Below are 24,178 nucleotides of genomic sequence, written 5' to 3' on the forward strand. Positions count from 1 at the left end.
GGGCATTCCTGGCGCTCCGTGCGGCCTGGGTCTGGGCGAAGCTTACCTTAGCCGCCGAAGGGACCCGGCGGCGGTTCCGCGAGGATTTCCACCAGGGTGCGCGGGCGACCAATCAGGTAGCCCTGCGCGTAGTGGCAGCCGAGCCGCCGCAGCGCCTCCAGCTGCGCGGCCGTCTCGACGCCTTCGACCACGATATCGGCCTGCAGGGCCCGGCCCAGCTGCACGATGGCCTCCACCACCGCCATCGCACGCGGGTCGCCGACCATGTGCCGGGAAAAGGCCTGGTCGACCTTGAGCACGTCGAAGTCCAGGCGATGCAGGTGCGCCAGGTGCGAATAGCCTGTGCCGAAATCGTCCAGGGCCACCTTGATGCCATGGCCATGGCACAGGGCGATGACCTGGCTGACAAGATCGTAGTCGAGCACCTGACTCTCGGTGATTTCCAGTTTGATGGTGCCACGCGGCAGGCTGGCGGCATCGGCGCGGGCGACGATGCGTTCGACCAGCCCGGGGTGGGAAATCTGGCGGGCCGATACATTGACGGCGACGAAGGGCTGGCCGTGCCCGGCGTCCACCAGGCGCGCGACGGATTCACAGGCGGCGTCCATCACGTATTCACCGACCGGGACGATCAGCGAGGTTTCTTCCGCCAGGGCCACGAATTCGGCCGGTGAGATCGGGCCACGTTCGGGGTGGTGCCAGCGCACCAGCGCCTCGTAGCCGGCTATCCGGCCCCGGCCGACATCGAGCAGCGGTTGCAGGCTCAGCTCGAGCCCACGTGCCGCCAGGGCTTCGCGCAGCTGGGACTCCAGGCGGATCTTGTTGACGCCCAGGCGTTCGGAGGGAGTCATCGGCGCCGACGCGAGGTCAGGCCCCCGGCCCTGGAGCGCCGATAGCGCACCGCGGTAGCGCTTGAGCTGGCCTTCAAGCAGGGAGCGAACGATCGGATCGGTGCCGGCCAGCCGCTCGGCGATCTGGCTGCGGTTGATCGGGAACAGCACGGTTTCGCTGATGGCGATCGCCGTTGCCGTGCGCGGGGAGTCGTCGATGACCGCCATCTCGCCGACCAGATCGCCGGGGCCAAGCAGGCTCAGCACGACGTCCTTGCCGCGCTGCCTGGCCCGCACCTCGATGCCGCCGGTTTCGATCAGGTAGGCGGTATCAGGGGGGTCCCCTTCCCGGAAGAGGATCTCACCGGGTTTCAGGCTTGTTCTTAGCGACGGATGCATGGTCTCAGGATGCCAGAAACAGACAGGGCCGCTTTCGCGGCCCTGTCCTTGGATTAAGCCACCCGGGTCCGGTCAGGAACCGCGGTGCGCCACCTGCAGGATGCGCGGGGTGACGAAGATCAGCAGCTCGGCCTTCTCGATGCCGCGGGTCTTGTTCTTGAACAGGTTGCCCAGCACCGGCAGGTCGCCGAGGAAGGGAACCTTGCGCAGGTCCTCGCGGTTGCTGAATTCGTACACGCCGCCCACGACCACGGTCTGGCCATTGTCGATCAGCACGGCGGTGCTGACCTCGCGGCGGGCGATCTGCGGCACGAAGCCACCGGACGGATTCGCGACAAGCTCGCTGACCTCGTCCTTCTTCACGGCCAGGTTCAGGTAGACGCGGCCGTCCTGAGTGATGGTCGGGGTGACCTTGAGCTCAAGCAGCACTTCCTTGAACTCGACGGTCGCCTGCGCGACGGCACCCGGCGTGGTGGCCGGCTGGATCGTCAGGTAGCCCACCTCGTCACCCTGGCGGATGATGGCTTCGCGCTGGTTGGCGGTGATCACGCGCGGGTTGGAAACCACTTCGCCGCGGCCTTCTTCCTCGAGCGCCGACAGCTCCAGGTCCAGGGCAATGTCCTGGCGCAGGATGCTGAGGTTGAGGATGCCGGCCGCCGGGTTCACCGGCAGGTCGACGATAAAGCCGGAGTCGGTGGTGGTTTCGTTGCTGTTGGGCAGCGTGCCCGTGCGGTCCTGGACACCGAACATCACGCCCAGTTCGCGGGCGAAGACTTCGGTGGCCACCACGATGCGGGCTTCGATCAGAACCTGGTCGACCGGGCGGTCGAGGGTGGCGAGCATGTTCTTGATCTCGTCCACCTTGCTCTGGATGTCGACAACCAGCAGGGTGTTGGTGCGCGAGTCAAAGCTCACGCTGCCTCGCTGCGACAGGAAACCGCCGGCGCCACGCTGCTCGGCACCCGAGCCACCGGTCGTCTGGGCCTGCTTGCTGTCGTCGGTCAGCAGGCCAGCGATGTCCTCGGCAATGCCGTAGTTCACCGGGATGTATTCGGTGACCAGCGGCTCGCGATCTTCGTTGGCGATGCGGGCATCGGCAACCGCCTTCTCGAACTCGGCGATTTCCTTCTGCGGTGCGACCCAGATGACGTTGCCGTCACGACGCTTGTCGAGCTGCTTGGCGCGCAGCACGATGTCCATCGCCTGGTCCCAGGGCACGTTCATCAGTCGCAGGGTGACGTTGCCCTGCACGGTGTCGGCCGCGACCACATTGAGGCCGGACTCTTCCGCGATGAGCTGAAGCACCGTGCGCACCGGCACGTCCTGGAAGTTGAAGGTCACCGGGCGGCCGCTGTAGCGCTTGGCCTCGGGATCGGCGGCGACCGCACCGGCCGCGCGGCCGGGTGCACCCGCGACGACCGCGCCGGCGACGCCACGCTTGGGCGTGACCTCAACGACGTATTCGTTGCCGGTCTGGTAGGCCATGGAATCGACGGCACCGTTGGTGTGGATCACCAGGCGGGTGCTGCCGGCATTGGCGTTCGGTTCCAGGCTCTGCACCGGGGTGGCGAAGTCGGTCACGTCCAGCCGGCGGCGCAGGGCCTCCGGGATGCTGGCGTTGGCGACGTCGACGACCAGGCGGTTGCCTTCGTTGCGCATGTCCGCGGCGGCACCGTCTCCGCTGAACTTCAGGATGACCCGGCCGGAGCCGTTCTCACCACGGCGGAAGTCGATGTTGGCCACCTGGAGGTCGGTCGCCACCTTCTTGCTCGGGTCGGGACCAGTCGCCAGGCTGTTGGGCTGGGCGCCGGCATCGACCGTCAGGACCAGCAGGTTGCCGGCCGCGCGGGTGGTGTAGCCGGCCGGGCGGAACAGGTCCACCACGACGCGGGTACGGCCGCCTGCCTCGACGGCGGACACGGCCGACGTGGCGCCACTGCCGATCACGATGCGGCGCTTGTCCAGGCCATTGCTGGTCCCGGGCAGGTCCATCGCGATACGCGGGGGCGTGTCGGTGGTGAAGGCCTGCACGTCACCGACGGGTTCGGAGAACTCCAGGGTGATGTCCACCTTGCCTCCGGGCGCGGAGGCGTAACGGACGTCCTGCAGGACGTTTTCTGCCAGCGCGGAAAGCGACGTCGCCATGCCGACGGCGAGCGCTCCCATGGCCAGCACCCAGCGTCGCTTGGTGCCCATCCCCTCGCCGATCGTTTTATTCGCGGTCATCGTGCATTCCCCCAATCAATTGTCTTCAAGGGCGATACGGGCCTGGCGTTCCAGCCAGTCTCCCGCCCCATCCGGTACGAGTTCGACAATCTCGATGCGGTCTTCATAAACCGCCGTGATACGACCGTCGTTGAGACCCAGGTAGTTGCCGGCGCGCACGCGATGCGTAACGCGGTCCGGTCCCATCACCAGCCCGACCACGTCGGCGCCACCGCCGATCGTGCCGACCATGTCCAGGCTGTCCAACGGGAAGGCCTCGAGGACCTCCTTGCGCCGGTTCGGATCAGGCCGCAGCGCGTTGTTGCTGTCGCGGTCCGCGCTGGGCTGGGCGAACGGGTCGCGCAGGTCCTGCGCGGCATATTCAAAGGTTTCGAACTGCTTCATCACCGGCAGCGGGTCCAGCGGCGGCGCCGGGCGGGCCTTGACCTCGGCCACCCAGGCCTCGAGGTCACGCTTGCCACGGGTGCAGGCCGACAGGGACAGCGCGATGGCCGCGACTAGCAGCCCGCTCATGGCTTTACGGGTCATGGACGGGGCCATCACTTGGAGCCTCCCGCGGTATTGGTGTCCCCGGCTTCCTCATCTTCATCGAGGTACCGGTAGGTCTTGACCGTGCCCGAAAGCACGAGCGTGCCGTTCGAACCGTCGCGCGGCTGCAGCGAGATGTCGTGCATGGTCATGATGACCACGCGCGGCAGCGATGCCACGCCACTGACGAAGGCGCCGAACTGGTGGTAGGAGCCCACCATGCGAAGCTGGATCGGCTTCTCGGCATAGAACTCACGCTGGCTTTCAGCACCAGGCTGGAAGAGTTCATTGTTGATGCCGGCCGCAAGCGCGGTCTGCGAAATGTCGACGATGAGGTCCGGCATTTCATTCTTGCTCGGCAGCTGCCGCAGCATCTGCTGCAGCATCACTTCCATCTGGGCCAGCTGCTGCTTGAGCGGCTCGAGGTTCGCCGCGCGGCCCTGCTTGCCCTGGAATTCTTCGCGCAGCTGGACTTCGGTGACCTCTTCCGCCTGGAGCGTCAGGCGCCTGTCGCTCACGAAAAAGTACCAGCCCAGGCCGATGATCAGCCCGACCAGGAGAACGCAGGCTCCCGCCTTGACCTGGACGGGCCAGGCGCCGGAGTTGTTGAAATCGAGGTTTCGAAGGTCGATGTTGTTGCTCACTGGGCACCTCCCGCGACAGCGTTGCTTTCGGCCGCCATGTCGTCGGTTTCCTGCTTGGGCGTCACCAGCTGCACCTTCAGCGAGAAGGCGTTTGGCAGCCCCTTGTCGTCACCCTTCGCCTCGATGATCGAGAGATCCGGGTTGGCCATCCAGCCGGACTCTTCCAGGTTGCGCATGTAGGAGCTGACCCGGGCGTTTGACTGCGCCGAGCCCTCCAGCGTGAGCTGCTGGCCGGCCTGCTTGATCGAGTTCAGGCGGACGCCTTCAGGAATGGTGCGGACCAGTTGGTCGAACAGGTGCACCATCTGCGAGCGGCTGGCCTGCAGTTCCTCGATCACCTGCTTGCGGGCAAGCAGGTTGGCCTTTTTCTTGTCCAGGGCCTCGATTTCCTTGATCTGCTCGTCCACCAGCACGATCTGGTCGCGCAGGTACTGGTTGCGTGCCTGCTGACCTTCGATCTGGCCGTTGTAGTAGACGACGATCAGGAAACTGATCAGGAGGCCTGCCGCGGCCGAAAGGCCCAGCATGGTCATGAATTCCTTCTGGCGCTGCTTGCGTCGCTCGGCGCGCCAGGGAAGCAGATTGATTCTGGCCATCAGTCGAAGCTCCTCAGGGCCAGGCCGCAGGCAATCATCAGCGCCGGGGCGTCCTGCGCCAGGGAATGAGCCTGGACGCGGGGGCCGAGCGCCATGTTGGCGAGCGGGTTAGCGATGACGGTCGGGACGCCCAGCTGTTCCTCGACCAGGTTGGCGATGCCGGCGATCGAGGCGCAGCCGCCGGCCAGGACCACCTGGTCGACACGGTTGAAGTCGCTGCCGGCGTAGAAGAACTGGAGCAGTCGGCTGACTTGCTGGACCAGCGCTTCCTTGAACGGCTCGAGCACTTCGACCTCGTAGCTTTCCGGCAGGCCGCCCTGGCGCTTGGCCAGGCCCGCCTCGTCGTAGCTCAGGCCGTAGCGCCGCATCACTTCGTCGGTGAGCTGCTTGCCGCCGAAGACCTGCTCGCGGGTGTAGATGCTGCGCTGCGCGCGCAGCACGTTGAGCGTGGTCATGGTGGCGCCGATGTCGACCAGGGCGACGATCGCGTCCTTGGGCACCGACAACTGGTCAGCGACCAGCTTGAAGGCGTTTTCCATGGCGAAGGCCTCGACGTCGACGACCTGGGCGGTCAGGCCGCCAAGTTCGAGCGCCGACTGGCGCAGCTCGACGTTCTCGGTGCGCGAGGCCGCCAACATCACCTGCACCATCTCCGGGTTGTTCGGCACGGGGCCGATAACCTCGAAGTCGAGGCTGACTTCCTCGATCGGGAACGGGATGTAGTTGGAGGCTTCGAGTTGCACCTGGTCCTCGAGGGCGTCCTCGTCCAGGTCGCCCTGGATCGGGATGATCTTGGTGATCACCGAGGAACCCGAGACCGCGGCCGCGGCGTGCCGGGCCTTGGTGCCGGACCGGGCCACCGCACGCTTGATCGCCTCGCCGACGGCCTCGACCTCGACGATGTTTTTCTCGACCACAGCGTTGGGTGGCAGCGGTTCCACCGCGTAATGCTCAACGCGGTACCGCCCGCCGGACTCGGTGAGCTGAAGTAGCTTGACGGCAGTGGAACTGATGTCCAGGCCGACCAGCGGTGTCTTGGCATTTCCGAAAAGACCCACGGTTTCTCCCCTTCCGACGGGCGCTTACACACGAATGGTGCGCCATTACATTAAATAACGAAAAATTCCCAAATGGCAATGCCCCCCCTGCCCGGATCTCCCCGAAGGCCCCGTTGACCGGCCCTGGCTTCCCCTACAAGACGCATTCCGGGTCCGATTCCGGCCGTCCCCAAACAACGCGGCCGGACCCTGCCTCGTTCTATACTCCCCGACCCACGCCGCTGTAAACCTCGGAGGGGCCCTGGATGGCCCGATTCAAACGCCTGCTACGGCGGGCATTGATCCTTTTCACCGGCCTTGCCGTGCTTGGCCTGGCTTCCCTGGGCATCCTGTATTGGCTGATCGCACCGCGCCTGCCGGACGTGCAGGAACTGCGCAATGTCCAGCTTCAGGTGCCGCTTTCGATCTACACGCGGGACGGCCGCCTGATCTCGGTCATCGGTGAGACTCGCCGCTTCCCGGTGGACATCGAGGACGTGCCCGAGCAGGTCAAACAGACCTTCATCGCCATCGAGGATGCCCGTTATTACGAGCATCCCGGCGTCGATTGGCGCGGCATCGCCCGCGCCGTCTGGCTGCTCGCCACGACCGACGACAAGCGCGTTCCCGGCGGCAGCACCATCACCCAGCAGGTCGCCCGGCAGTTCTTCCTGAGCACGGAATATTCGTACACGCGAAAGCTGCACGAGATCTTCCTGGCGCTGAAAATGGAGCGTGAGCTGAGCAAGGACGAGATCCTCGAGCTCTACCTCAACAAGAGTTTCTTCGGGAATCGCGCCTACGGCATCGCCGCGGCCGCCGACTTCTACTACGGCAAGACGCTCGACCAGCTGACCCTGGCCGAAGCGGCCACGCTGGCCTCGATCCCGAAGTTCCCGTCCTCCGGCAATCCGATCATCAACCCCGAGCGCGCCCTGGTACGCCGGAACTACGTGCTCCAGCGCATGCGCGAGGAAGGCATGATCGACGAGGCCACGGAACGGGCCGCGCGCGCCGAAACCATGCACGCCAGCCCGCACGAGCCCAAGGTCGAGGTCGAGGCGCCCTATGTCGCCGAAATGGTGCGCGCGGAAATGGAGCAGCGTTACGGCGCCGAGGCCACCACCAGCGGCCTGAGCGTGTACACGACGCTGGTCTCCGACGACCAGCTGGCGGCCGTTCGTTCGCTGCAGGCCGGCCTGCTCGAATATGACCGCCGCCACGGCTACCGCGGCGCCGAAGCCCAGCTCGAGATCGGTGACCGCGAATCGGCGGAGGATCTGCGCGAACGCCTGCGCCCCTACCCCACCCTGGGCGGCCTGCAGGCCGTGCTGGTGACCGGTTTCGAGGGCGACGCCGCCAACGTGCTCACCAGTTCCGGCACCTCGCTGACCCTCAGCGCCGAAGCCACCCGCTGGACCCGCAAGACCCCGGTCCAGCTGTTCAAGCGCGGCGATGTCATCCGGCTCACGCTCGACCCCGAGTCCGCCGAACTGCGCCTGGCCCAGCTGCCGCAGGCCCAGGCCGCCCTGGTCTCGCTGCAGCCCGAGGATGGCGCCATCCGCGCGCTGGTGGGCGGTTTCAGTTTCGGCCTGAACAAGTTCAACCGCGCCACCCAGGCCCAGCGCCTGCCGGGCTCGAGCTTCAAGCCCTTCGTCTACGCGGCCTCGTTCGAGCGTGGCTTCTCGCCGGCAAGCATCGTGCTCGACGCGCCGGTGGTGTTCCGTGACCGCGCCGGCAACGTCTGGCGGCCGCAGAACGACGCCGGAAACTTCGCCGGCCCGATGCGGCTGCGCGAGGCGATGGTGCAGTCGCGCAACCTGGTGTCGGTGCGCCTGCTGGACGCGATCGGCGTGGATTTCGCCAGCCGCTACATCACCCAGTTCGGCTTCAGCCAGGAAAGCCTGCCGCCGAACCTGTCGATGTCGCTTGGCACGTCGTCGCTGACGCCGCTGTCGATCGCCCGCGGCTACACCGTCTTCGTCAACGGCGGCCACCTGGTCGACCCCTGGTACATCGAGCGCGTGCTCGACCGCGACGGCCGTGTGCTCAGCGAACACGTGCCGCTGCGCGCCTGCCTCGCCTGCCCCGGACGGGCCGGCGACGGCCCGACGGGCGGGCGCGACAACACCGTGGTGGACGGCTTCAACCTGGGCGCGGCCGCGCCGCCCCCGGCCGCGCCGGAAACCGAAGCCGAGGAGGCTGCGCCGGAGCTGCCGGAAGGCCCGGTTTCACTGGCCCCGCGTGCCATCGATGCACGCACGGCCTTCATGATCCAGTCCATCCTGCGCGACGTCGTGCAGCGCGGCACCGGCACCGCCGCCAAGGTCATCGGCCGCCCGGACATCGGCGGCAAGACCGGCTCCACCAACGACTACCGCGACGCCTGGTTCTCGGGCTTCGGCGGCGACCTGGTGACCACGGTGTGGGTCGGCAAGGACGATTTTTCGAGCCTGGGCCGCGGCGAATACGGCGGCAAGGCGGCGCTGCCGATCTGGATCAACTACATGGACGCCGCGCTCAAGGACGTGCCGCTCTACGAGCCCGAACCGCCCAGCGGCCTGGTCACCGCCTCGGTGGACGCCAGCTCGGGCCGCCTGGTGCCGGAAGGCACGCCGGGCAGCGTGCGCGACTACTTCAAGCGCGAGGATTACGACCGCATCACCGCCCAGGGTTTCGACGTCGAGCCGGTGCTGAGCAATGAAGAGGCGTTCGACATCTTCTGACCCGGCGGCGGCGCGGGCGCGCCGCCAGCGGGTCGCCGCCGAAGCCGCGCGCCTGCTGGCCCAGGGCGGCGGCGACATGGCGACGGCGCGACGCAAGGCGGCCGATCGCCTGGGTCTTCGCGACCCGGCCTTCCTGCCCGATGCCGAGGAAATCCGCGAAGCCCTGCAGGCCCATCACCGGCTGTTTTCCCCAGGTCACGCGGACCCGGGCCGGCTGCGGCGCCAACGCGAGGCCGCCCTTGCCGCGATGGACCATTTCGCGGGCTTCGAACCCCGCCTCGCCGGTCCGGTGCTCGACGGCAGCGCCGGTCCCGATGACGCCGTATTGCTGCACCTGCACGCCGAAGAGCCCGATGCCGTGGCGCACCTGCTTGCCGACAGCGGCGCGCCGGCACGCCAACAGCGCCGCCGCATCCATCTTGCCGCCGGCGGCGCCACCGACGTCCCCTGCTGGGAGCTGGTGGCAGACGGCCAGGCCTTCGAACTGTGGGTCCTGCCGCTCTCTGCGGCCCGACAGGCGCCACGCGACCCCTTGGGAGGGGGTGCCCTACCCCGGGCGTCACTGGCGGCCGTGGCGCGGCTCCTGGAAGGATCGGCCGGCCCCTGAAACGCGAACGCCCCGCACGGGGCGGGGCGTCCGGGTCACGCAAGCGGGTGGGCTCAGCGCTTGGCCAGCTCCACGTAGTTGCGGTTGGCGGCACCGGTGTAGATCTGGCGCGGGCGGCCGATCTTGGCTTCCGGGTCGGTCTGCTGCTCGAGCCAGTGCGACACCCAGCCGGCGGTGCGGGCGATGGCGAACATCACCGTGAACATCTCGGTCGGGATGCCCAGCGCCTTGTAGATGATGCCGGAGTAGAAATCCACGTTCGGGTACAGCTTGCGCTGCACGAAGTAGTCGTCCTTGAGCGCGGCTTCCTCCAGGCGCATGGCGACCTCGAGCAGCGGGTCGTCCACGCCCAGCTCCTCGAGCACCTGGTGGCACATCTCGCGGATGATGGTCGCGCGCGGATCGAAGTTCTTGTACACGCGGTGGCCGAAGCCCATCAGGCGGAAGCCCGAGTTCTTGTCCTTGGCGCGGTCGACGGCCTTGGCCACGTCCTCGGGACGGCCGATTTCGTCGAGCATCTTGAGCACGGCCTCGTTGGCGCCGCCATGGGCGGGGCCCCAGAGCGCAGCCACGCCGGCGGCGACGCAGGCGTAGGGGTTGGCGCCGGTGGAACCGACCAGGCGCACGGTCGAGGTCGATGCGTTCTGTTCGTGGTCGGCGTGCAGGATGAACAGCAGGTCCAGCGCCCTGGCGGCAACCGGCTTGAGCTCCAGCGGGCCCGACGGCACCTCGAACATCATGTGCAGGAAGCGGTCGACGTATTCGAGGTTGTTGCGCGGGTAGCGGATCGGCCAGCCGATGGAATGGCGGTAGCAGGCGGCGGCGATCGTCGGCACCTTGGCCAGCAGGCGGATGGCGGCCAGGCGGCGCTGCTCCGGGTCCTCGAGATCGAGGTCGTCGTGGTAGAACGCGGCCAGCGAACCGACCATGCCGCAGAGCATCGCCATCGGGTGGGCGTCGTGGCGGAAGCCGTGCAGGAAGCTCTTGAAGGCCTCGTGCATCATCGTGTGATGGGTGACTTCGTGCTCGAACTTCGCGAACTGCGCCTTGTCCGGCAGGTCGCCGTTCATCAGCAGGTAGCTGGTTTCCAGGAAGGACGAGTGCTTGGCGAGCTGTTCGATCGGGTAGCCGCGGTACAGCAGCACGCCTTCGTCGCCGTCGATGTAGGTCACCGCGCTGCGGCAGCTGGCCGTGGCCACGAAGCCGGGATCGTAGGTGAACATCCCGGTTTCCTTCGGCAGCCGCGTGATGTCGACGCAGGGCGCGCCGAGGGTGCCTTGGTGGACGGGAAGCTCGACGTTCTTGCCGGCGGCGTTGAGTACGACGCTCTTGTTGTCGGACACGGGCAGACTCCTTTCAGGGATATGCGGGCCGCAATCCACGAAGGTGCTGGCGCGGCGCCCGCTACAGGAAATCGAAGATGCCGCCGGGGCGGTCACCATTCGCATAAGTATCTCACGGCCCGTCGGCGAAGTCAGTGACGCGAGGGGGTTCCGCGACCCCATGGCTGCAACGCAAAAGGCCACCCGCGAGGGTGGCCTTTCGGGGGCTGGGGCCGCCAGGCGGCCCGGGCCAGGCGCTTACTTGGCGTAGCGCTTGCGGAAGCGATCGACGCGGCCGCCGGTGTCCATCACCTTCTGCTTGCCGGTGTAGAACGGGTGCGAGGCCGAGCTGATGTCGATCTTGATGAGCGGGTATTCGTTGCCGTCCTCCCACTTCACCACTTCCTTGCTCGAAAGGGTGCTGCGGGTGAGGAACGCGAAGTCGGAGGACAGGTCCTGGAAGACGACTTCTTTGTAGGTCGGATGGATGTCGGCCTTCATGGCTGGTGCTCCGCCGGTTATTCGTGGGGAAAGACCGGAATTATAAGCCGGATTTTGCGTCCGGGGCAAGCACCCCCTGGTCCGGACCTCACGCCCCCAGCGCGGCCCGTACCTGGGCTTCGAACGAGGCCTGGTCGTAGGCCAGCACGATGCGGGCATTGGCCGGCTTGCCGGTGCGCTGCTGCCAGTCCACCAGGGTGGCGCCCCGGCTCAAGCGCCCCTCCAGCTCGACCGCCAGATACCGGTCCTCGGCCTGCACGATGCCCTCCGGCCGCAGGGCCGCGGCCATGGCCAGGGCATCGGCGCTGTGCCAGCGCTCACCCCGGCGCTCCTGCGACCAGCGCCGGGTGAAGCGGGAAATGGCTTCGTAGAACGCACCCCGGCCATCGCCGGCGGCCGCCCAGGCCTCGAAATCGGCGTGGCGCAGCCCATGCCGCAGCACCGCCTCCCAGTCCACCACCTCGGCCCGGGGGAACGCCCGGAAGACGACGTCGGCGGCCTCGGGGTCGAAGGCGATGTTGAATTCGGCCGGGATCGAGGTATTGCCCTGCCCGGTCACGGCGCCGCCCATCACCACCAGGCGGGCCACCCGGGACGGCAGCGCCGGGTCCAGGCGCAGGGCCAGGGCCAGGTTGGTCAGCGGACCCAGGGTGACCAGCAGCAGCCGGCCCTCGTGTTCACGCGCAAGGCGCAGGATGGCCAGCGCGCCGTGTTCGGCCTCCGCGCTGCGCGCGGCCGGGGTGTAGCCGGTGTCGCCGAAGCCGTCCTGTCCATGCACGTAGGCGGCGTCCTCGGCCGGGTGCACCAGCGGCACCGGACAGCCCGGGAACACCGGCACGTCGATGCCGGCGACCTCGCACAACTTCAGGGCATTGGCGACGGTGTGCGCAAGGCCGACATTGCCGGCGGTGATGGTCAGGCCGAGCAGGCGGTGGCGGGGATCGGCAAAGGCCATCAGCAGGGCCAGGGCATCGTCCACGCCCGGGTCGGTGTCGATCAGCAGCGGTATGCGTTCGTCCATCCGGGGATTATCCCCGAATCACCCACGACGCGGGCTCAGGCCCCGGCGAAACGCGCCGCGCCACCGACCCAGCGCGCGACCACGCGTTCGGCCAGCGCCGGTGCCGTCGCCAGGAGTTCCTCGGCGGCACGGTGCACCTCCGGCAGCAGGTCGGCATCGCGCACCAGTTCGGCGACCCGGAAACTGGCCAGGCCAGTCTGGCGCGTGCCCAGCAGTTCACCGGGACCGCGCAGCTCGAGGTCCTTTTCAGCGATAAGGAAGCCGTCGGTGCTCGAGCGCATCACCTCCAGGCGCTCGCGGGCGAGCGCCGACAAGGGCGGCTTGTACATGAGCACGCAGCTCGAGGCCGCCGCCCCGCGCCCGACCCGGCCACGCAGCTGGTGCAGCTGGGCCAGGCCAAGCCGCTCGGCGTTTTCGATCAGCATCAGGCTGGCGTTGGGCACGTCCACGCCGACCTCGATCACGGTGGTCGCCACCAGCAGGTTCAGCTCGCCGGCCTTGAAGCGGGCCATGACGGCCTGCTTTTCAGCCGGCTTCATGCGCCCGTGCAGCAGGCCCAGGCGCAGTTCCGGCAGGGCCGCGCCCAGTTGTTCGTAGGTGGATTGGGCGGCCTGGGCCTCGACCTCTTCGCTGTCCTCGATCAGGGTGCACACCCAATAGGCCTGGCGCCCCTCCGCGCAGGCGGCGCGGATGCGCTCGACCACCTCGGCGCGGCGCTCGCCACTCACCGCCACCGTGGTGACGGGCGTGCGGCCCGGCGGCATTTCATCGATCACCGACACGTCGAGGTCGGCGTAGGCCGACATCGCCAGGGTCCGCGGGATCGGCGTGGCGGTCATCACGAGTTGGTGCGGCACCTGGCTGCCGGAAAGCCCCTTGTCGCGCAGCGCCAGGCGCTGGTGCACGCCGAAGCGGTGCTGTTCGTCCACGATCGCCAGGGCCAGGGAGGCAAAAGCCACGCTGTCCTGCATCAGCGCATGCGTCCCCACCACGACCTGGGCGCGGCCACTGGCGATCTCCTCCAGCGCCGCGGCGCGGGCCTTGCCGGTGACCTTGCCGGCCAGCCAGGCCACGCGCAGGCCCAGGGGTTCGAGCCAGGCCCGGAAATTGCCCAGGTGCTGCTCGGCCAGCAGTTCGGTGGGCGCCATCAGCGCCACCTGGCGACCGGCCTCGACGGCGTTGGCGGCGGCCAGCGCCGCGACCACCGTCTTGCCGCTGCCGACGTCGCCCTGCACCAGGCGCAGCATGGGCTCGGGACGGGCCATGTCATGGCTCACCTCGTCCAGCACCCGTTGCTGGGCCCCCGTCAGCGTGAAGGCAAGGCGCTGGCGCAGCGACCTGGCCAGCTTGCCAGGCGGCCGCACCGGCATCGCACCGTGGGCGCGCAGCGCGATGCGCTGGCGGCGCAGGCTCAGGTGGTGGGCCAGCAGTTCTTCCAGCGCCAGCCGCCGCTGCGCCGGGTGGCGGCCGACGGCGAACAGCGCCTGGTCGGCATCGGGCGGCGGCCGGTGGGCCGTCAGCAGGGCCTCGCGCAGGGTCGGCAGGGCAAGGCGTTCGCGCATGCCCGCGGGCAGCAGCTCAAGCTCGGCCGCCCCGGGCAGGCGCTTGAGCGCCTCGCCTACGATCCGCGCCACCGACAGCGGTCCCAGGCCCTCGATCGCCGGGTAGACCGGGTCCAGCGAATCGCGCGGTCCGGCCTCGGCCTCGTCGGCCAGCAGCCGGTAGCTGGGGTGCACCATCTCCAGCCCGTGCTGGCCTGGCCGGACGTCGCCATAACAGAGGATCCGCCGCCCCGGCAGGAACTGCGCGACCTGCGCCTTGCCGAAGTGGAAAAAGCGCAGCACCAGGGTGCCGTGGGATTCATCGCCGATGGCCACCCGCAGCATCGGCCGGTACCGGAAGCTGCGCTCCACCGCTTCCACGCGCGCCAGCACCTGCGCCGGCTGGCCGGGTCGCAGCATGGCGATGGCCTCGATGCGGGTACGGTCTTCGTAGCGCAGCGGCAGGTGCAGCCAGAGGTCCTGCAGCGTCTCGATCCCACGCGCAGCCAGTTTCTCCGCCACCTTCGGGCCGACTCCGGGCAGCGTCGATACGCGCTGCGCGCCCGCGGGGCCCAGGCTCGTGGCGTCGGTGCCGCCGCGGCGCGGCGCGCGCTTCATGCCTTAGCCGGTGACCAGCACGGCGTCCACCTCGACCCGCGCCCCCTTGGGCAGCCCGGCGACCTGGATGGTCGAGCGGGCCGGGTATGGCGCCTGGAAATAGTCGGCCATCACCGCATTCACCGCGGCGAAATCGGACAGGTCCGTGAGGTAGATGCCGATGCGGGCAACGTCGTCGAGGCTGCCGCCCGCCGCCTCGCAGACCGCCTTGAGATTATCGAAGACGCGCCGCGTTTCGGTGCCGATGTCGGCCTGCACCAGCTCCCCCGTGGCCGGGTCGAGCGGAATCTGCCCCGACAGGTACACCGTTCCGCCTGCGCGCACGGCCTGCGAATACGGGCCGATGGCGGCCGGGGCTTGGTCGGTGGCGATGGCGTGGCGGGGCATGGCGGACCTCGATGCGGGGTGTGGACGAGCATTGTAAGCGCCCCCCGGCCACCCGCCAGCCGCTTTCAGAGGCGCTGCACGGCGTGCACCACGCCCAGGCGGCGGATGCGCCGGATCACGTCGGCCAGGTGCTTGCGGTGGCGCACCTCGATCGAGAACTCCATCACCGACACCGTCAGGTCGCGCTCGCGGTATTCAACCGCGTCGATGTTGGAATTGCTTTCGGCCACCGCGGCCGCCACCTGGGCCAGCACGCCGGGCTTGTTCTCGACGTCGATCCGCAGGATCACCCGGAAGTCGCCGACCACGCTGCGGTCCCAGGCCATCGGCACGCAGCGTTCGGGGAACTTGCGGTATTCGATGACGTTCGGACAATCCAACCGGTGCACCACCACGCCCTTGCCGGCACTCAGGTAGCCCATGATCTCGTCGCCGGGGATCGGGTGGCAGCAGGCGGCGAAGCTGAGCACGCCGCGTTCGGTGCCGCTGATCATGATGCGTTCGGTCGGCGTCACCGGGAGTTCGGCATCGGTCAGCGGCAGGTCGTCCTGGCCGTTGACCATCATGCGCGCGACCTGCGCAGGCATGCGGTTGCCCAGGGCGATGTCGGCCAGCAACTCTTCCAGGCGGCGATAGCGCTGGTCGGCCAGCAGCTGTTCGATGCGGTCGGGCGGGACGCGGTCGAGCGAACTTTCCATGGCCTCGAGCGCGCGATCGAGCATGCGGTGTCCCAGGTCCACCGCGTCCTCGTGCTCGAGGCGCTTGAGGAAGTGGCGGATGGCGGTGCGCGCCTTGCTCGAGACCACGTACTCAAGCCACTGCGGGCCCGGCGAGGCCGAAGGCGCGGTGATGATCTCCACGCTCTGGCCACTGGTGAGCTTGGTGCGCAGCGGCACCAGCTTCTTGTCCACGCGGGCGGCGACGGCATGGTTGCCCACGTCGGTGTGCACGGCGTAGGCGAAATCGAGCGCCGTGGCATTGCGCGGCAGCGCCATGATGTCGCCCTGCGGCGTGAACAGGTACACCTCGTCCGGGAACAGGTCCACCTTGACGTTGTCGAGGAACTCCAGCGACGAACCGGCCGTCTGCTGGGTGTCCATCAAGTCGCGGATCCAGTCCTGCGCACGCGCCTGCGCGGCGCTGCTGCCGCTGCCGGCGCTCTTGTAGAGCCAATGGGCGGCGACGCCGCGTTCGGCCACCTGGTCCATTTCCTCGGTCCGGATCTGCACCTCCACCGGCGCGCCGTAGGGACCGAACAGCACCGTGTGCAGGCTCTGGTAGCCGTTGGCCTTGGGAATGGCGATGAAATCGCGGAACCGGCCCTCGAGCGGCTTGTACACCGAATGCACGGCGCCCAGGGCGTGGTAACACTGCATCACTTCGGGCACCACGATGCGAAAGCCGAAGACGTCGAGCACCTGGTCGAGGCTTTTGTGCTCCTGCTTCATCTTGGTGTAGATGCTCCAGGGCGACTTGACCCGGCTCACCAGCGAATGCGGCAGCTGTTCCTGGGCCAGGCGCTGGGCCAGCTGGGCCTCGACGGTGGCGAGGGCCTCGCGGCGCATCACCGGCTGGGACGCGACGCGTTTTGAAATGACCGCGTGCCGCTTGGGGTACAGGGCACGGAACCCCAGGTCCTGCAGCTCGGCCTTGAACTTGTTCATGCCCAGGCGCTGGGCGATGGGCGCATAGATCTCGAGCGTCTCGCGGGCGATCCGGCGGCGCGAATCGGCGGCCATCGCGTCAAGCGTGCGCATGTTGTGCAGGCGGTCGGCGAGCTTGATCAGGATGACGCGCAGGTCGCGCGCCATCGCCAGCATCATCTTGCGGAAACTCTCGGCCGCGGCCTCCTGGCGGTCGCGGAAGTGCAGCTTGTCGAGCTTGGTGACCCCGTCCACCAGCTCGGCCACGGTGGGGCTGAATTCACGCTCGATTTCGCTGCGCGGCAGCGGCGTGTCTTCCAGCGCGTCGTGCAGGATGGCCGCGCACAGGGTTTCGGCGTCGAGCCGCAGTTCCGCAAGCAGCGAAGCGACCGCCACCGGGTGGGTGATGTAGGCCTCGCCGGATTTGCGCAGCTGGCCTTCGTGGGCCCGGGCGCCGATTTCATAGGCGCGGCGCACCTGCCGGACCTGCTCGATCGGCAGGTATTCGGTCAGCCGGCGCTCAAGCGCCTCCACCGCGTCCGGACAGGGGTCCGGGCAGGGGGCGTCCGCCAGTCTTGGCTTGGAAAACGAGGACATGTCCGCAGCCTACGCGGGCGCGGGAAAGGCATCAATGCCGGGGGCTGCAGCCTCGCCGGCGACCCGGGCGAGGCCTTCACACGGGGCCGGCAAGGCCGACCCGGACGATCAGATGTCGTCGACGCCCTTGCCGAGGTCGTCGTCGACGACTTCGGCGGCGGCCCACTCCAGGGCCTCGCGCTCGGCGCGCTCGCGCTCGGCGCGCTCGACGTCGTCGATCATGGCCTGGTCGACCTTGCGGGCGGCGATTTCACGCAGCGCCAGCACGGTGGGCTTGTCGTCGTTTTCGCTGTTGTCCAGCGCCGGCTCCACGCCCTTGGCCAGCTGGCGGGCGCGCTTGGACGCCATCAGGACCAGCTCGAAGCGGTTGTCCACGACGGACAGGCAATCTTCCACGGTAATGCGGGCCATGGGATCTCCTCGACCGCGGCACCCGGCCAGGGCACCACGGAAAATCAATAAGTTACGCGAACCGGGTATTCTACGCCCGGGCCGCTTTCGGTGCAATCCAAGGGGCCCCAGGCGGCCCCCGCGGCCGGGTTCAGGCCAGCAGGTCGCGGATCAGGCCGGCGTGGCGCTGGGCCTGCACGGACCGGCGCAGGCGGTGGGCGACAAAAATGGCCCGGAGCTCGGCGGCGGCGGCATCGAAGTGTTCATTGACGATGACGTAGTCGAACTCGTCGTAGTGGCTCATTTCCTCGCGGGCGGCCGCCAGCCGGCGGGCGATCGTCTCCTCGCTGTCCTGGCCGCGGTTGCGCATGCGGGTCTGCAGGGCGTCGCGGGACGGCGGCAGGATGAACACGCTGACGCAGTCGGGCACCTGCTCGCGCACCTGGCGGGCGCCCTGCCAGTCGATCTCCAGCAGCACGTCCTTGCCTGCAGCCAGCTGGGGTTCCACCGACTGCCGGGCCGTACCCTTGTAGTCGCCGTGCACCTGGGCGTGTTCGAAGAAGTCGCCGGCGGCGACCATGCCCACGAATTCTTCCTTGCTGACGAAGTGGTAGTGCTGGGCATGGCGCTCGCCCGGCCGCGGCGCGCGCGAGGTGAACGAGATCGACAGCGCGATACCCGGCTCCTTGGCCAGCACGGCGTTGACCAGGCTCGACTTGCCGGCCCCCGAGGGCGCGGCGACGATGAAGAGCGTGCCCCGGGTGGTGTTCATTCGAGGTTCTGCACCTGTTCGCGGAGTTGTTCGATCAGCACCTTGAGTTCGACCGCGGCCTGGGTGGTCCGACTGTCCACGGACTTCGAACCCAGGGTGTTGGCCTCGCGGTTGAACTCCTGCATCAGGAAGTCCAGCCGGCGGCCGACGGCTTCGGGCAGGCCGAGCACGCGGCGGGCCTCGGCAACGTGGCTGGCGAGGCGGTCGAGCTCCTCGTCGACGTCGATCTTCTGCAGGTTCAGGACCACTTCCTGCTCCAGGCGGCCCGGGTCAAGCGGCAGCTTGAGGTCGGCCAGCTTGCCGTCGAGCTTGGCGCGCAGGGCAGCACGGATGTCCGGCAGCCAATCGCGGACCTGGCCCGTGATGCGCTCGATGCCGTCGATGCGTTCGCGCATCACCGCGGCCAGCTTGGCGCCCTCCCGTTCGCGGGCGGCGACGAATTCGGCCAGGGTCTGGTCCAGCAGGGCCAGCGCATCGGCCTGCAGCCCGGCCTGGTCCAGCGCCTCTTCCTCGACCACGCCCGGGTACCGGAGCAGTTCGGTGAACTCGGTGCGCAGTCCCGGGAAGCGGGTCTGCGCGCCCTGGGCGGCTTCCGCCAACTGGTCGAGCAGAGCCTGGTTGAGCCTGAGCTCGCCGCGGCTGCCGGCCACCGGGCGGAAGCGCAGGACCAGGTCCACCTTGCCGCGCGAGACCTTCTGGGCCACCCGTTCACGCAGGCCCGGCTCGATGGCCCGCAGTTCCTCGGGCGCACGCACGGTCAGTTCGTGGAAACGGTGATTGACGGAGCGCAGCTCGCAGGCCAGCTGGCCGCCGGTGGCGGCGCGCTCGCAGGCGGCGAAGGCGGTCATGCTGCGGATCATGGGCGTCGGCCGTGGGAAACAGCCCGAATGGTAATCTAGCCGGCCAAAGATTGCCGGATTACACCTGATGACCGTTTCAAACCGCCCCAGCGGACGCGCCCACGACGAACTGCGCGCCATCGGCATCGAGCGCAACTACACCCGGCACGCCGAAGGCTCGGTCCTGGTCAGCTTCGGCGACACCCGTGTGCTGTGCACCGCCAGCGTCGAATCGCGCGTCCCGGGCTTCCTGCGCGGCAAGGGCGAAGGTTGGGTCACCGCCGAATACGGCATGCTTCCGCGCGCCACCAACACCCGCAACGACCGCGAGGCCGCGCGCGGCAAGCAGGGTGGCCGCACGCTTGAAATCCAGCGCCTGGTCGGCCGCAGCCTGCGCGCCTGCGTGGACCGTCGCGCGCTCGGCGAGCGCACCATCACCCTGGACTGCGACGTGCTGCAGGCCGACGGCGGCACCCGCTGCGCGGCCATCACCGGCGCCTACGTCGCGCTGTGCGACGCGGTCAGCTGGCTCAAGGCCCGCGGCGACATCACCCGCGACCCGGTCATCGGCGCGGTGGCCGCGGTGTCGGTCGGCATCTGGCAGGGCACGCCCGTGCTAGACCTTGATTACCGCGAGGACAGCGGCTGCGACACCGATATGAACGTGGTGATGAACGACGGCGGCGGCTTCATCGAAGTCCAGGGCACCGCCGAAGGCCATGCTTTCCGCCGCGACGAACTCGACGCCCTGCTGGCCCTGGCCGAACAGGGCGTGTCGGAGCTGGTCGCCCTGCAGCGGGCTGCGCTGGCCTCGTGAAGCAGCTCGTCCTCGCGACGTCCAACCCGGGCAAGCTGGCGGAACTCAAGCCGCTGCTGGCGGAGTTCGACTATGCGCTGGTGACCCAGGGTGAACTGGGCGTCAGCGACGCGATTGAGGACGGCCGTAGCTTCATCGAGAACGCGATCATCAAGGCCCGGCATGCCAGCGCCGCCACCGGCCTGCCGGCGCTGGCCGACGATTCGGGCCTGGTCGTCCCGGCGCTGGGCGGCGAGCCAGGCATCCACAGCGCACGCTTCGCCGGCACGCACGGCGATTCGGCGGCCAACATCGCCAGACTGCTCGAGGCGATGCGGACGCTGCCCGACAGCCAGCGCGCCGCGCATTTCACCTGCGTGCTGGTGCTTCTGCGCCACGCCGACGACCCGGAGCCGCTGGTGGCCGAGGGCCGTTGGTTCGGCCAGGTGCTGCTGTCGCCGCGCGGGGCAAAGGGTTTCGGCTACGACCCGGTTTTCCTTGACCCCCGCCATGGGCTGACGGCGGCCGAACTCGACGCCGCCACCAAGAACCGCTGCAGCCACCGCGGCCAGGCCATCGCCCGCCTGCGCGCCCTGCTCGCCGGGGCCTGAGCCGATGCTGGTGCCGCCGCCGCTGTCGCTGTACATCCACATCCCCTGGTGCGTGAAGAAGTGTCCGTACTGCGACTTCAATTCGCACGGGAAAACCGGCGAGCTGCCGGTGAAGGACTACGTTGCCGCGCTGGTGGGCGACCTCGAGCAGGACCTGCCCCTGGTCTGGGGCCGCCCCGTGCACAGCGTTTTTTTCGGCGGCGGCACGCCCAGCCTGTTTCCGCCCGAGGCCATCGGCGACATCCTCGACGCCTGCAGCGCCCGCCTGCGTTTCACCCCGGGCGCCGAGGTAACCATGGAATGCAACCCCGGCACCGCCGAATTCGGCCGCTTCGAGGGTTACCGCGCCGCCGGCGTGAACCGGGTGAGCTTCGGCATCCAGAGTTTCGACGACGGCTGCCTGGCGCGACTGGGCCGCATCCACGACAGTGCCGAAGCCGAGCGCGCGGTGAAGCTGGCCCAGGACGCCGGCCTGGACAACCTCAACCTCGACCTGATGTACGCCCTGCCCGGCCAGGACCTGGCGATGGCCCTGCATGACGTCGAGCGCGCGGTCGCGCTGCAGCCGGCGCACCTGTCGCACTACCAGCTGACGATGGAGCCCAACACCGCTTTCGCCGCCCGCCCGCCCGAAGGCCTGCCGGACGAAGACAGCGCCTGGGACATCCAGGAACGCTGCATCGAGGCCATGGCCGCCGCGGGCTACGCCCAGTACGAGGTCAGCGCCTACGCCCGGCCTGGCCGGCAGTGCGCGCACAACCTCAATTACTGGCGCTTCGGCGACTACCTGGGCATCGGCGCCGGCGCCCACGGCAAGATCAGCCTGGGCGCCACCGGCGAGATCCGCCGGCGCTGGAAGCCCAAGAACCCGCGCGACTACCTGGCCCACGCCGGCACGCCCGCCGGCATCGGCGGTGACGACCCGATCGCGCCGGCCAACCGGCCCTTCGATTACATGCTCAACGCCCTTCGCCTGGTCGAAGGCTTCGACCTGGCCGACTTCGAGTCGCGCACCGGACTGGGCCGCGACCAGGTCGCCGCCGAGCTCGGGCAGGCCCGGCAACGTGGCTGGCTGGAGGCCAGGGGCAGCCACTGGCAGCCGACCGAACTCGGGCGGCGCTTCACCAACGACGTCATCGGCCTGTTCCTGAAGGACTGACCCGGGACCCGGCCCGTGGCTCACGCTGCACTAAGGTCCGACCGGGCAGGCTGGCGCCATGCTCGACACCATCCTGCTCACCTGCCCGCACTGCGGCGAACGTTTCGAAACCCTGGCCGACCCGTCGGCCGGCGATGCCGAGTACGTCGAGGACTGCTTCGTCTGTTGCCGGCCGATCACCGTGCGCCTGCACGTGGGCGGCGACGGCCGACTCGACGGATTCGATGCCGGGCGCGACGACTGACCCGGGTTTGCTCTAGAATCCCCCCGCCCCAGGTGCTCGGGAAGCCGGTCTGAATCCGGCGCTGCCCCCGCAACGGTAGGCCAGTCAACCCTTCCAGCAAGCCACTGTGCCCCCGGGCATGGGAAGGCGGGAGGTCCGGCACGACGCCCGTCGCGCCACTGGCAAGCCCGGAGACCGGCCGGGGGCTGGCCGTCGGCATGCCCGGCGGCCAACACGGCGCGTCGCGGTGGGCGACGGGGCGACGCCATGGCCCCTGCCCTGCGCGTTCTCCCTCCTTCCCCGCGCGCGCCCCGACCCGCGGGTGAGCGCCACAGGAGGTTCCACCACCATGTTTTCCCCTTGCCAACGTCGCGCGCTGTGCGCGGCCATCGCTTTTTCCCTTTCCATGCCGGCCCTGGCCCAGGACGCCCGCACGCTGGACGCCGTGCAGGTCACCGCCAGCCGCGTCGAGCGCCCGGTCGCCGAAACACTGGCCTCGGTCACGGTGATCACGCGCGAGCAGATCGAAGCCAGCCAGGCGCCGTCCCTGATCGACCTGCTGGGCCGACAGGTCGGCGTGGACATCGCCCGCACCGGTGGTCCCGGCAGCGCCAGCACCGTCTTCCTTCGCGGCGGCAACGCGCCGCACACGCTGGTGCTGATCGACGGCGTGCGCGTTTCGTCCACCGGGCAGGGCGTATTCGACTTCGCCCACCTGCCGCTGGAGCAGATCGAGCGCATCGAGATCGTGCGCGGACCGCGCGCGGCGATCTGGGGATCGGACGCCGTCGCCGGCGTTATCCACGTCATCACCCGCGATCCCTCGGCGGCCTCGGCCCGCGTTTTCGCCGGCAGCTACGGTCGCGTTGGCGCCAACGCCGGCACCGGCGTTGGTAACGACGATCGCGGCTTCGGCGTGACGGCCGGCTGGCAGCGGCTGCGCGGCTTCTCGGCCACCAACTCCGACAGCTGGGGCTACGACCCGGACGACGACGGCTACCGCAACGTCAACCTGGGCCTGCGCGGGCGCACCCAGCTGGGCAACCAGCGCCTGGCCTTCAGCGCCGTGGCCACCGATGCCGACGTCGAGTTCGACCAGGGCGACACCCGGGCCCGCAACAGCTCCGCCGGCCTGAGCCTGGGCGGCGACCTGGGTGCGAACTGGAGCCACCAGCTCTCCCTGGGCCATGCCCGCGAGGACCTGGACACGGTGTCGGGCTTCTCCAACGCCTTCCGCAGCCGCCGCACCAGCCTGGACTGGGTGAACAGCCTGGCGGTGGGCCCCTCGGGCACGCTCAACCTGGGCGTGAACTGGCAGGACGAAGAAGGCATTTCCTCCAACGTCTTCGATGGCCAGACCTTCTCGCGCAGCCGCAGCAGCCGCGCCGCGTTCGCTGGCTACGGCGGCCGCTTCGGCCAGCAGTTGCTGGACCTCTCGGTGCGCCGCGACCACAGCAGCCAGTTTGGTGGCGCCACCACGGCCAACGCGGCCTGGGGCTGGAACTTCAGCGCCGACGCGCTTCTGCGCCTGTCCTGGGGCGAGGGCTTCCGGGCACCGAACTTCAACGAGCTTTATTACCCGGACAGCGGTTTTGGTTTCGCCGGCAACCCGGACCTGCGCCCCGAGCATTCGGAAACCTGGGAGGCCGGCCTTTCCCTGGCACCGGCGGTTGGGCACCAGCTTGGGCTCTCCGCCTACCGCACCCGCGTGCGCGACCTGATCGCCTTCGCGGCCCCGGGCACCAACAACGCCATCAACATCAACCGTGCCCGCATGGACGGCGTCGAGCTCGATTACCGCTTCGACGGCGATGACTGGACCTTCGGCGGCAACCTGGCCTGGCTGGACACCGAGGACGAGGCCACGGGGCTGGCGCTGCTGCGCCGTGCCCGGCACAAGGCCCACGTGGACGTCGGCTACCGTTTCGGCAACGGGCTGGAACTGGGCCTGGACGGCGACTACGCCTCGTCCCGTCGCGACTTCGGGGGAGACCCCGGCGCATATGCCATCGCCCACCTGCGCCTGGCCTGGTCCCTGTCTCCGTCATGGCGGCTCGAAGCACGCATCGAAAACCTGACCGATCGCGACTACACCCTCGTTCAGGGCTACAACACCCCCGGCCGCAGCGGGGTGCTTGGCCTGGTCTGGAACGGCGGGAACTAGC

21 protein-coding genes, 1 pseudogene and 1 riboswitch are annotated in these 24,178 nt (G+C 68.8%); of the genes and pseudogenes, 7 read left to right on the top strand and 15 right to left on the bottom strand.

Annotation, left to right across the window (positions count from 1 at the left end; translation table 11 throughout):
• Positions 1–47: 47 nt before the first annotated feature.
• From ACYVJH_RS07870 to ACYVJH_RS07895, 6 genes and pseudogenes are all read right to left on the bottom strand, one after another.
• Complete coding sequence (locus ACYVJH_RS07870; RefSeq protein WP_460454059.1) at positions 48–1,229, bottom strand: EAL domain-containing protein; 1,182 nt, start codon at positions 1,227–1,229, stop codon at positions 48–50.
• Positions 1,230–1,301: 72 nt separating this feature from the next.
• The gene (gene pilQ, locus ACYVJH_RS07875) at positions 1,302–3,455 is read right to left on the bottom strand and encodes a type IV pilus secretin PilQ (RefSeq protein ID WP_460454060.1); all 2,154 of its coding nucleotides are present in this window, start codon (positions 3,453–3,455) and stop codon (positions 1,302–1,304) included.
• A gap of 15 nt (positions 3,456–3,470) precedes the next feature.
• On the bottom strand, positions 3,471–3,983 hold the full coding sequence (locus ACYVJH_RS07880) for a pilus assembly protein PilP (RefSeq protein ID WP_460454061.1): 513 nt from the start codon (positions 3,981–3,983) through the stop codon (positions 3,471–3,473).
• An 11-nt stretch (positions 3,984–3,994) separates the two neighbouring features.
• Entirely contained in the window at positions 3,995–4,627 is a 633-nt protein-coding gene (locus ACYVJH_RS07885; protein WP_460454062.1) for a type IV pilus inner membrane component PilO, read from the bottom strand.
• Between the two features lie 2 nt (positions 4,628–4,629).
• A pseudogene (locus ACYVJH_RS07890) lies at positions 4,630–5,223 on the bottom strand (PilN domain-containing protein); the annotation flags it as partial.
• On the bottom strand, positions 5,223–6,281 hold the full coding sequence (locus tag ACYVJH_RS07895; protein ID WP_460454063.1) for a pilus assembly protein PilM: 1,059 nt from the start codon (positions 6,279–6,281) through the stop codon (positions 5,223–5,225). The pseudogene ACYVJH_RS07890 and the gene ACYVJH_RS07895, both read right to left, overlap by 1 nt.
• A gap of 245 nt (positions 6,282–6,526) precedes the next feature.
• Here ACYVJH_RS07895 and ACYVJH_RS07900 point away from each other — a divergent pair, with 245 nt between their 5' ends.
• Together ACYVJH_RS07900 and ACYVJH_RS07905 are read left to right on the top strand one after the other, a co-directional pair.
• A complete protein-coding gene (locus ACYVJH_RS07900; RefSeq protein ID WP_460454064.1) occupies positions 6,527–8,986 on the top strand; it encodes a penicillin-binding protein 1A in 2,460 nt (819 codons plus the stop codon).
• On the top strand, positions 8,961–9,593 hold the full coding sequence (locus ACYVJH_RS07905; protein WP_460454065.1) for a hypothetical protein: 633 nt from the start codon (positions 8,961–8,963) through the stop codon (positions 9,591–9,593). The genes ACYVJH_RS07900 and ACYVJH_RS07905 overlap by 26 nt, the downstream gene beginning before the upstream one ends.
• Before the next feature lie 53 nt (positions 9,594–9,646).
• On the opposite strand, the gene ACYVJH_RS07910 is transcribed toward ACYVJH_RS07905, so the two are convergent.
• The 9 genes from ACYVJH_RS07910 to ACYVJH_RS07950 form a co-directional block, all read right to left on the bottom strand.
• Positions 9,647–10,936: a citrate synthase gene (locus ACYVJH_RS07910; RefSeq protein ID WP_460454066.1), complete on the bottom strand. Its 1,290-nt coding sequence runs from the start codon at positions 10,934–10,936 to the stop codon at positions 9,647–9,649.
• A gap of 237 nt (positions 10,937–11,173) precedes the next feature.
• On the bottom strand, positions 11,174–11,416 hold the full coding sequence (locus tag ACYVJH_RS07915; RefSeq protein ID WP_188660059.1) for a type B 50S ribosomal protein L31: 243 nt from the start codon (positions 11,414–11,416) through the stop codon (positions 11,174–11,176).
• A gap of 88 nt (positions 11,417–11,504) precedes the next feature.
• On the bottom strand, positions 11,505–12,437 hold the full coding sequence (locus tag ACYVJH_RS07920) for a nucleoside hydrolase (protein WP_460454067.1): 933 nt from the start codon (positions 12,435–12,437) through the stop codon (positions 11,505–11,507).
• A gap of 35 nt (positions 12,438–12,472) precedes the next feature.
• Positions 12,473–14,596 (bottom strand): ATP-dependent DNA helicase RecG, encoded by a 2,124-nt coding sequence (gene recG, locus ACYVJH_RS07925; RefSeq protein ID WP_460454068.1) that lies wholly within the window; start codon positions 14,594–14,596, stop codon positions 12,473–12,475.
• A 3-nt stretch (positions 14,597–14,599) separates the two neighbouring features.
• Positions 14,600–14,983: a RidA family protein gene (locus tag ACYVJH_RS07930; RefSeq protein ID WP_460454069.1), complete on the bottom strand. Its 384-nt coding sequence runs from the start codon at positions 14,981–14,983 to the stop codon at positions 14,600–14,602.
• A gap of 65 nt (positions 14,984–15,048) precedes the next feature.
• A complete protein-coding gene (locus ACYVJH_RS07935; protein WP_460454070.1) occupies positions 15,049–17,223 on the bottom strand; it encodes a RelA/SpoT family protein in 2,175 nt (724 codons plus the stop codon).
• Between the two features lie 108 nt (positions 17,224–17,331).
• On the bottom strand, positions 17,332–17,634 hold the full coding sequence (gene rpoZ / locus ACYVJH_RS07940) for a DNA-directed RNA polymerase subunit omega (RefSeq protein WP_460454071.1): 303 nt from the start codon (positions 17,632–17,634) through the stop codon (positions 17,332–17,334).
• Positions 17,635–17,764: 130 nt separating this feature from the next.
• Positions 17,765–18,385 (bottom strand): guanylate kinase, encoded by a 621-nt coding sequence (gmk, locus tag ACYVJH_RS07945; RefSeq protein WP_460454072.1) that lies wholly within the window; start codon positions 18,383–18,385, stop codon positions 17,765–17,767.
• Positions 18,382–19,245: a YicC/YloC family endoribonuclease gene (locus ACYVJH_RS07950; RefSeq protein WP_460454073.1), complete on the bottom strand. Its 864-nt coding sequence runs from the start codon at positions 19,243–19,245 to the stop codon at positions 18,382–18,384. Before ACYVJH_RS07950 ends, gmk begins: the two co-directional genes overlap by 4 nt.
• 67 nt (positions 19,246–19,312) lie before the next feature.
• Here ACYVJH_RS07950 and rph point away from each other — a divergent pair, with 67 nt between their 5' ends.
• From rph to ACYVJH_RS07975, 5 genes are all read left to right on the top strand, one after another.
• The gene (gene rph, locus ACYVJH_RS07955) at positions 19,313–20,041 is read left to right on the top strand and encodes a ribonuclease PH (RefSeq protein ID WP_460454074.1); all 729 of its coding nucleotides are present in this window, start codon (positions 19,313–19,315) and stop codon (positions 20,039–20,041) included.
• Entirely contained in the window at positions 20,038–20,631 is a 594-nt protein-coding gene (rdgB, locus tag ACYVJH_RS07960; RefSeq protein WP_460454075.1) for an RdgB/HAM1 family non-canonical purine NTP pyrophosphatase, read from the top strand. The genes rph and rdgB overlap by 4 nt, the downstream gene beginning before the upstream one ends.
• A gap of 4 nt (positions 20,632–20,635) precedes the next feature.
• Entirely contained in the window at positions 20,636–21,790 is a 1,155-nt protein-coding gene (hemW, locus tag ACYVJH_RS07965) for a radical SAM family heme chaperone HemW (RefSeq protein WP_460454076.1), read from the top strand.
• Between the two features lie 58 nt (positions 21,791–21,848).
• Positions 21,849–22,034, top strand: a complete 186-nt coding sequence (locus tag ACYVJH_RS07970; RefSeq protein ID WP_460454077.1) for a CPXCG motif-containing cysteine-rich protein — start codon at positions 21,849–21,851, stop codon at positions 22,032–22,034.
• Between the two features lie 13 nt (positions 22,035–22,047).
• A riboswitch (cobalamin riboswitch) is annotated at positions 22,048–22,231 on the top strand.
• Positions 22,232–22,362: 131 nt separating this feature from the next.
• Positions 22,363–24,177, top strand: a complete 1,815-nt coding sequence (locus ACYVJH_RS07975) for a TonB-dependent receptor domain-containing protein (protein ID WP_460454078.1) — start codon at positions 22,363–22,365, stop codon at positions 24,175–24,177.
• The last annotated feature ends 1 nt before the right edge of the window (position 24,178 follow it).

The sequence above is a fragment of the Arenimonas aestuarii genome, assembly GCF_054781715.1.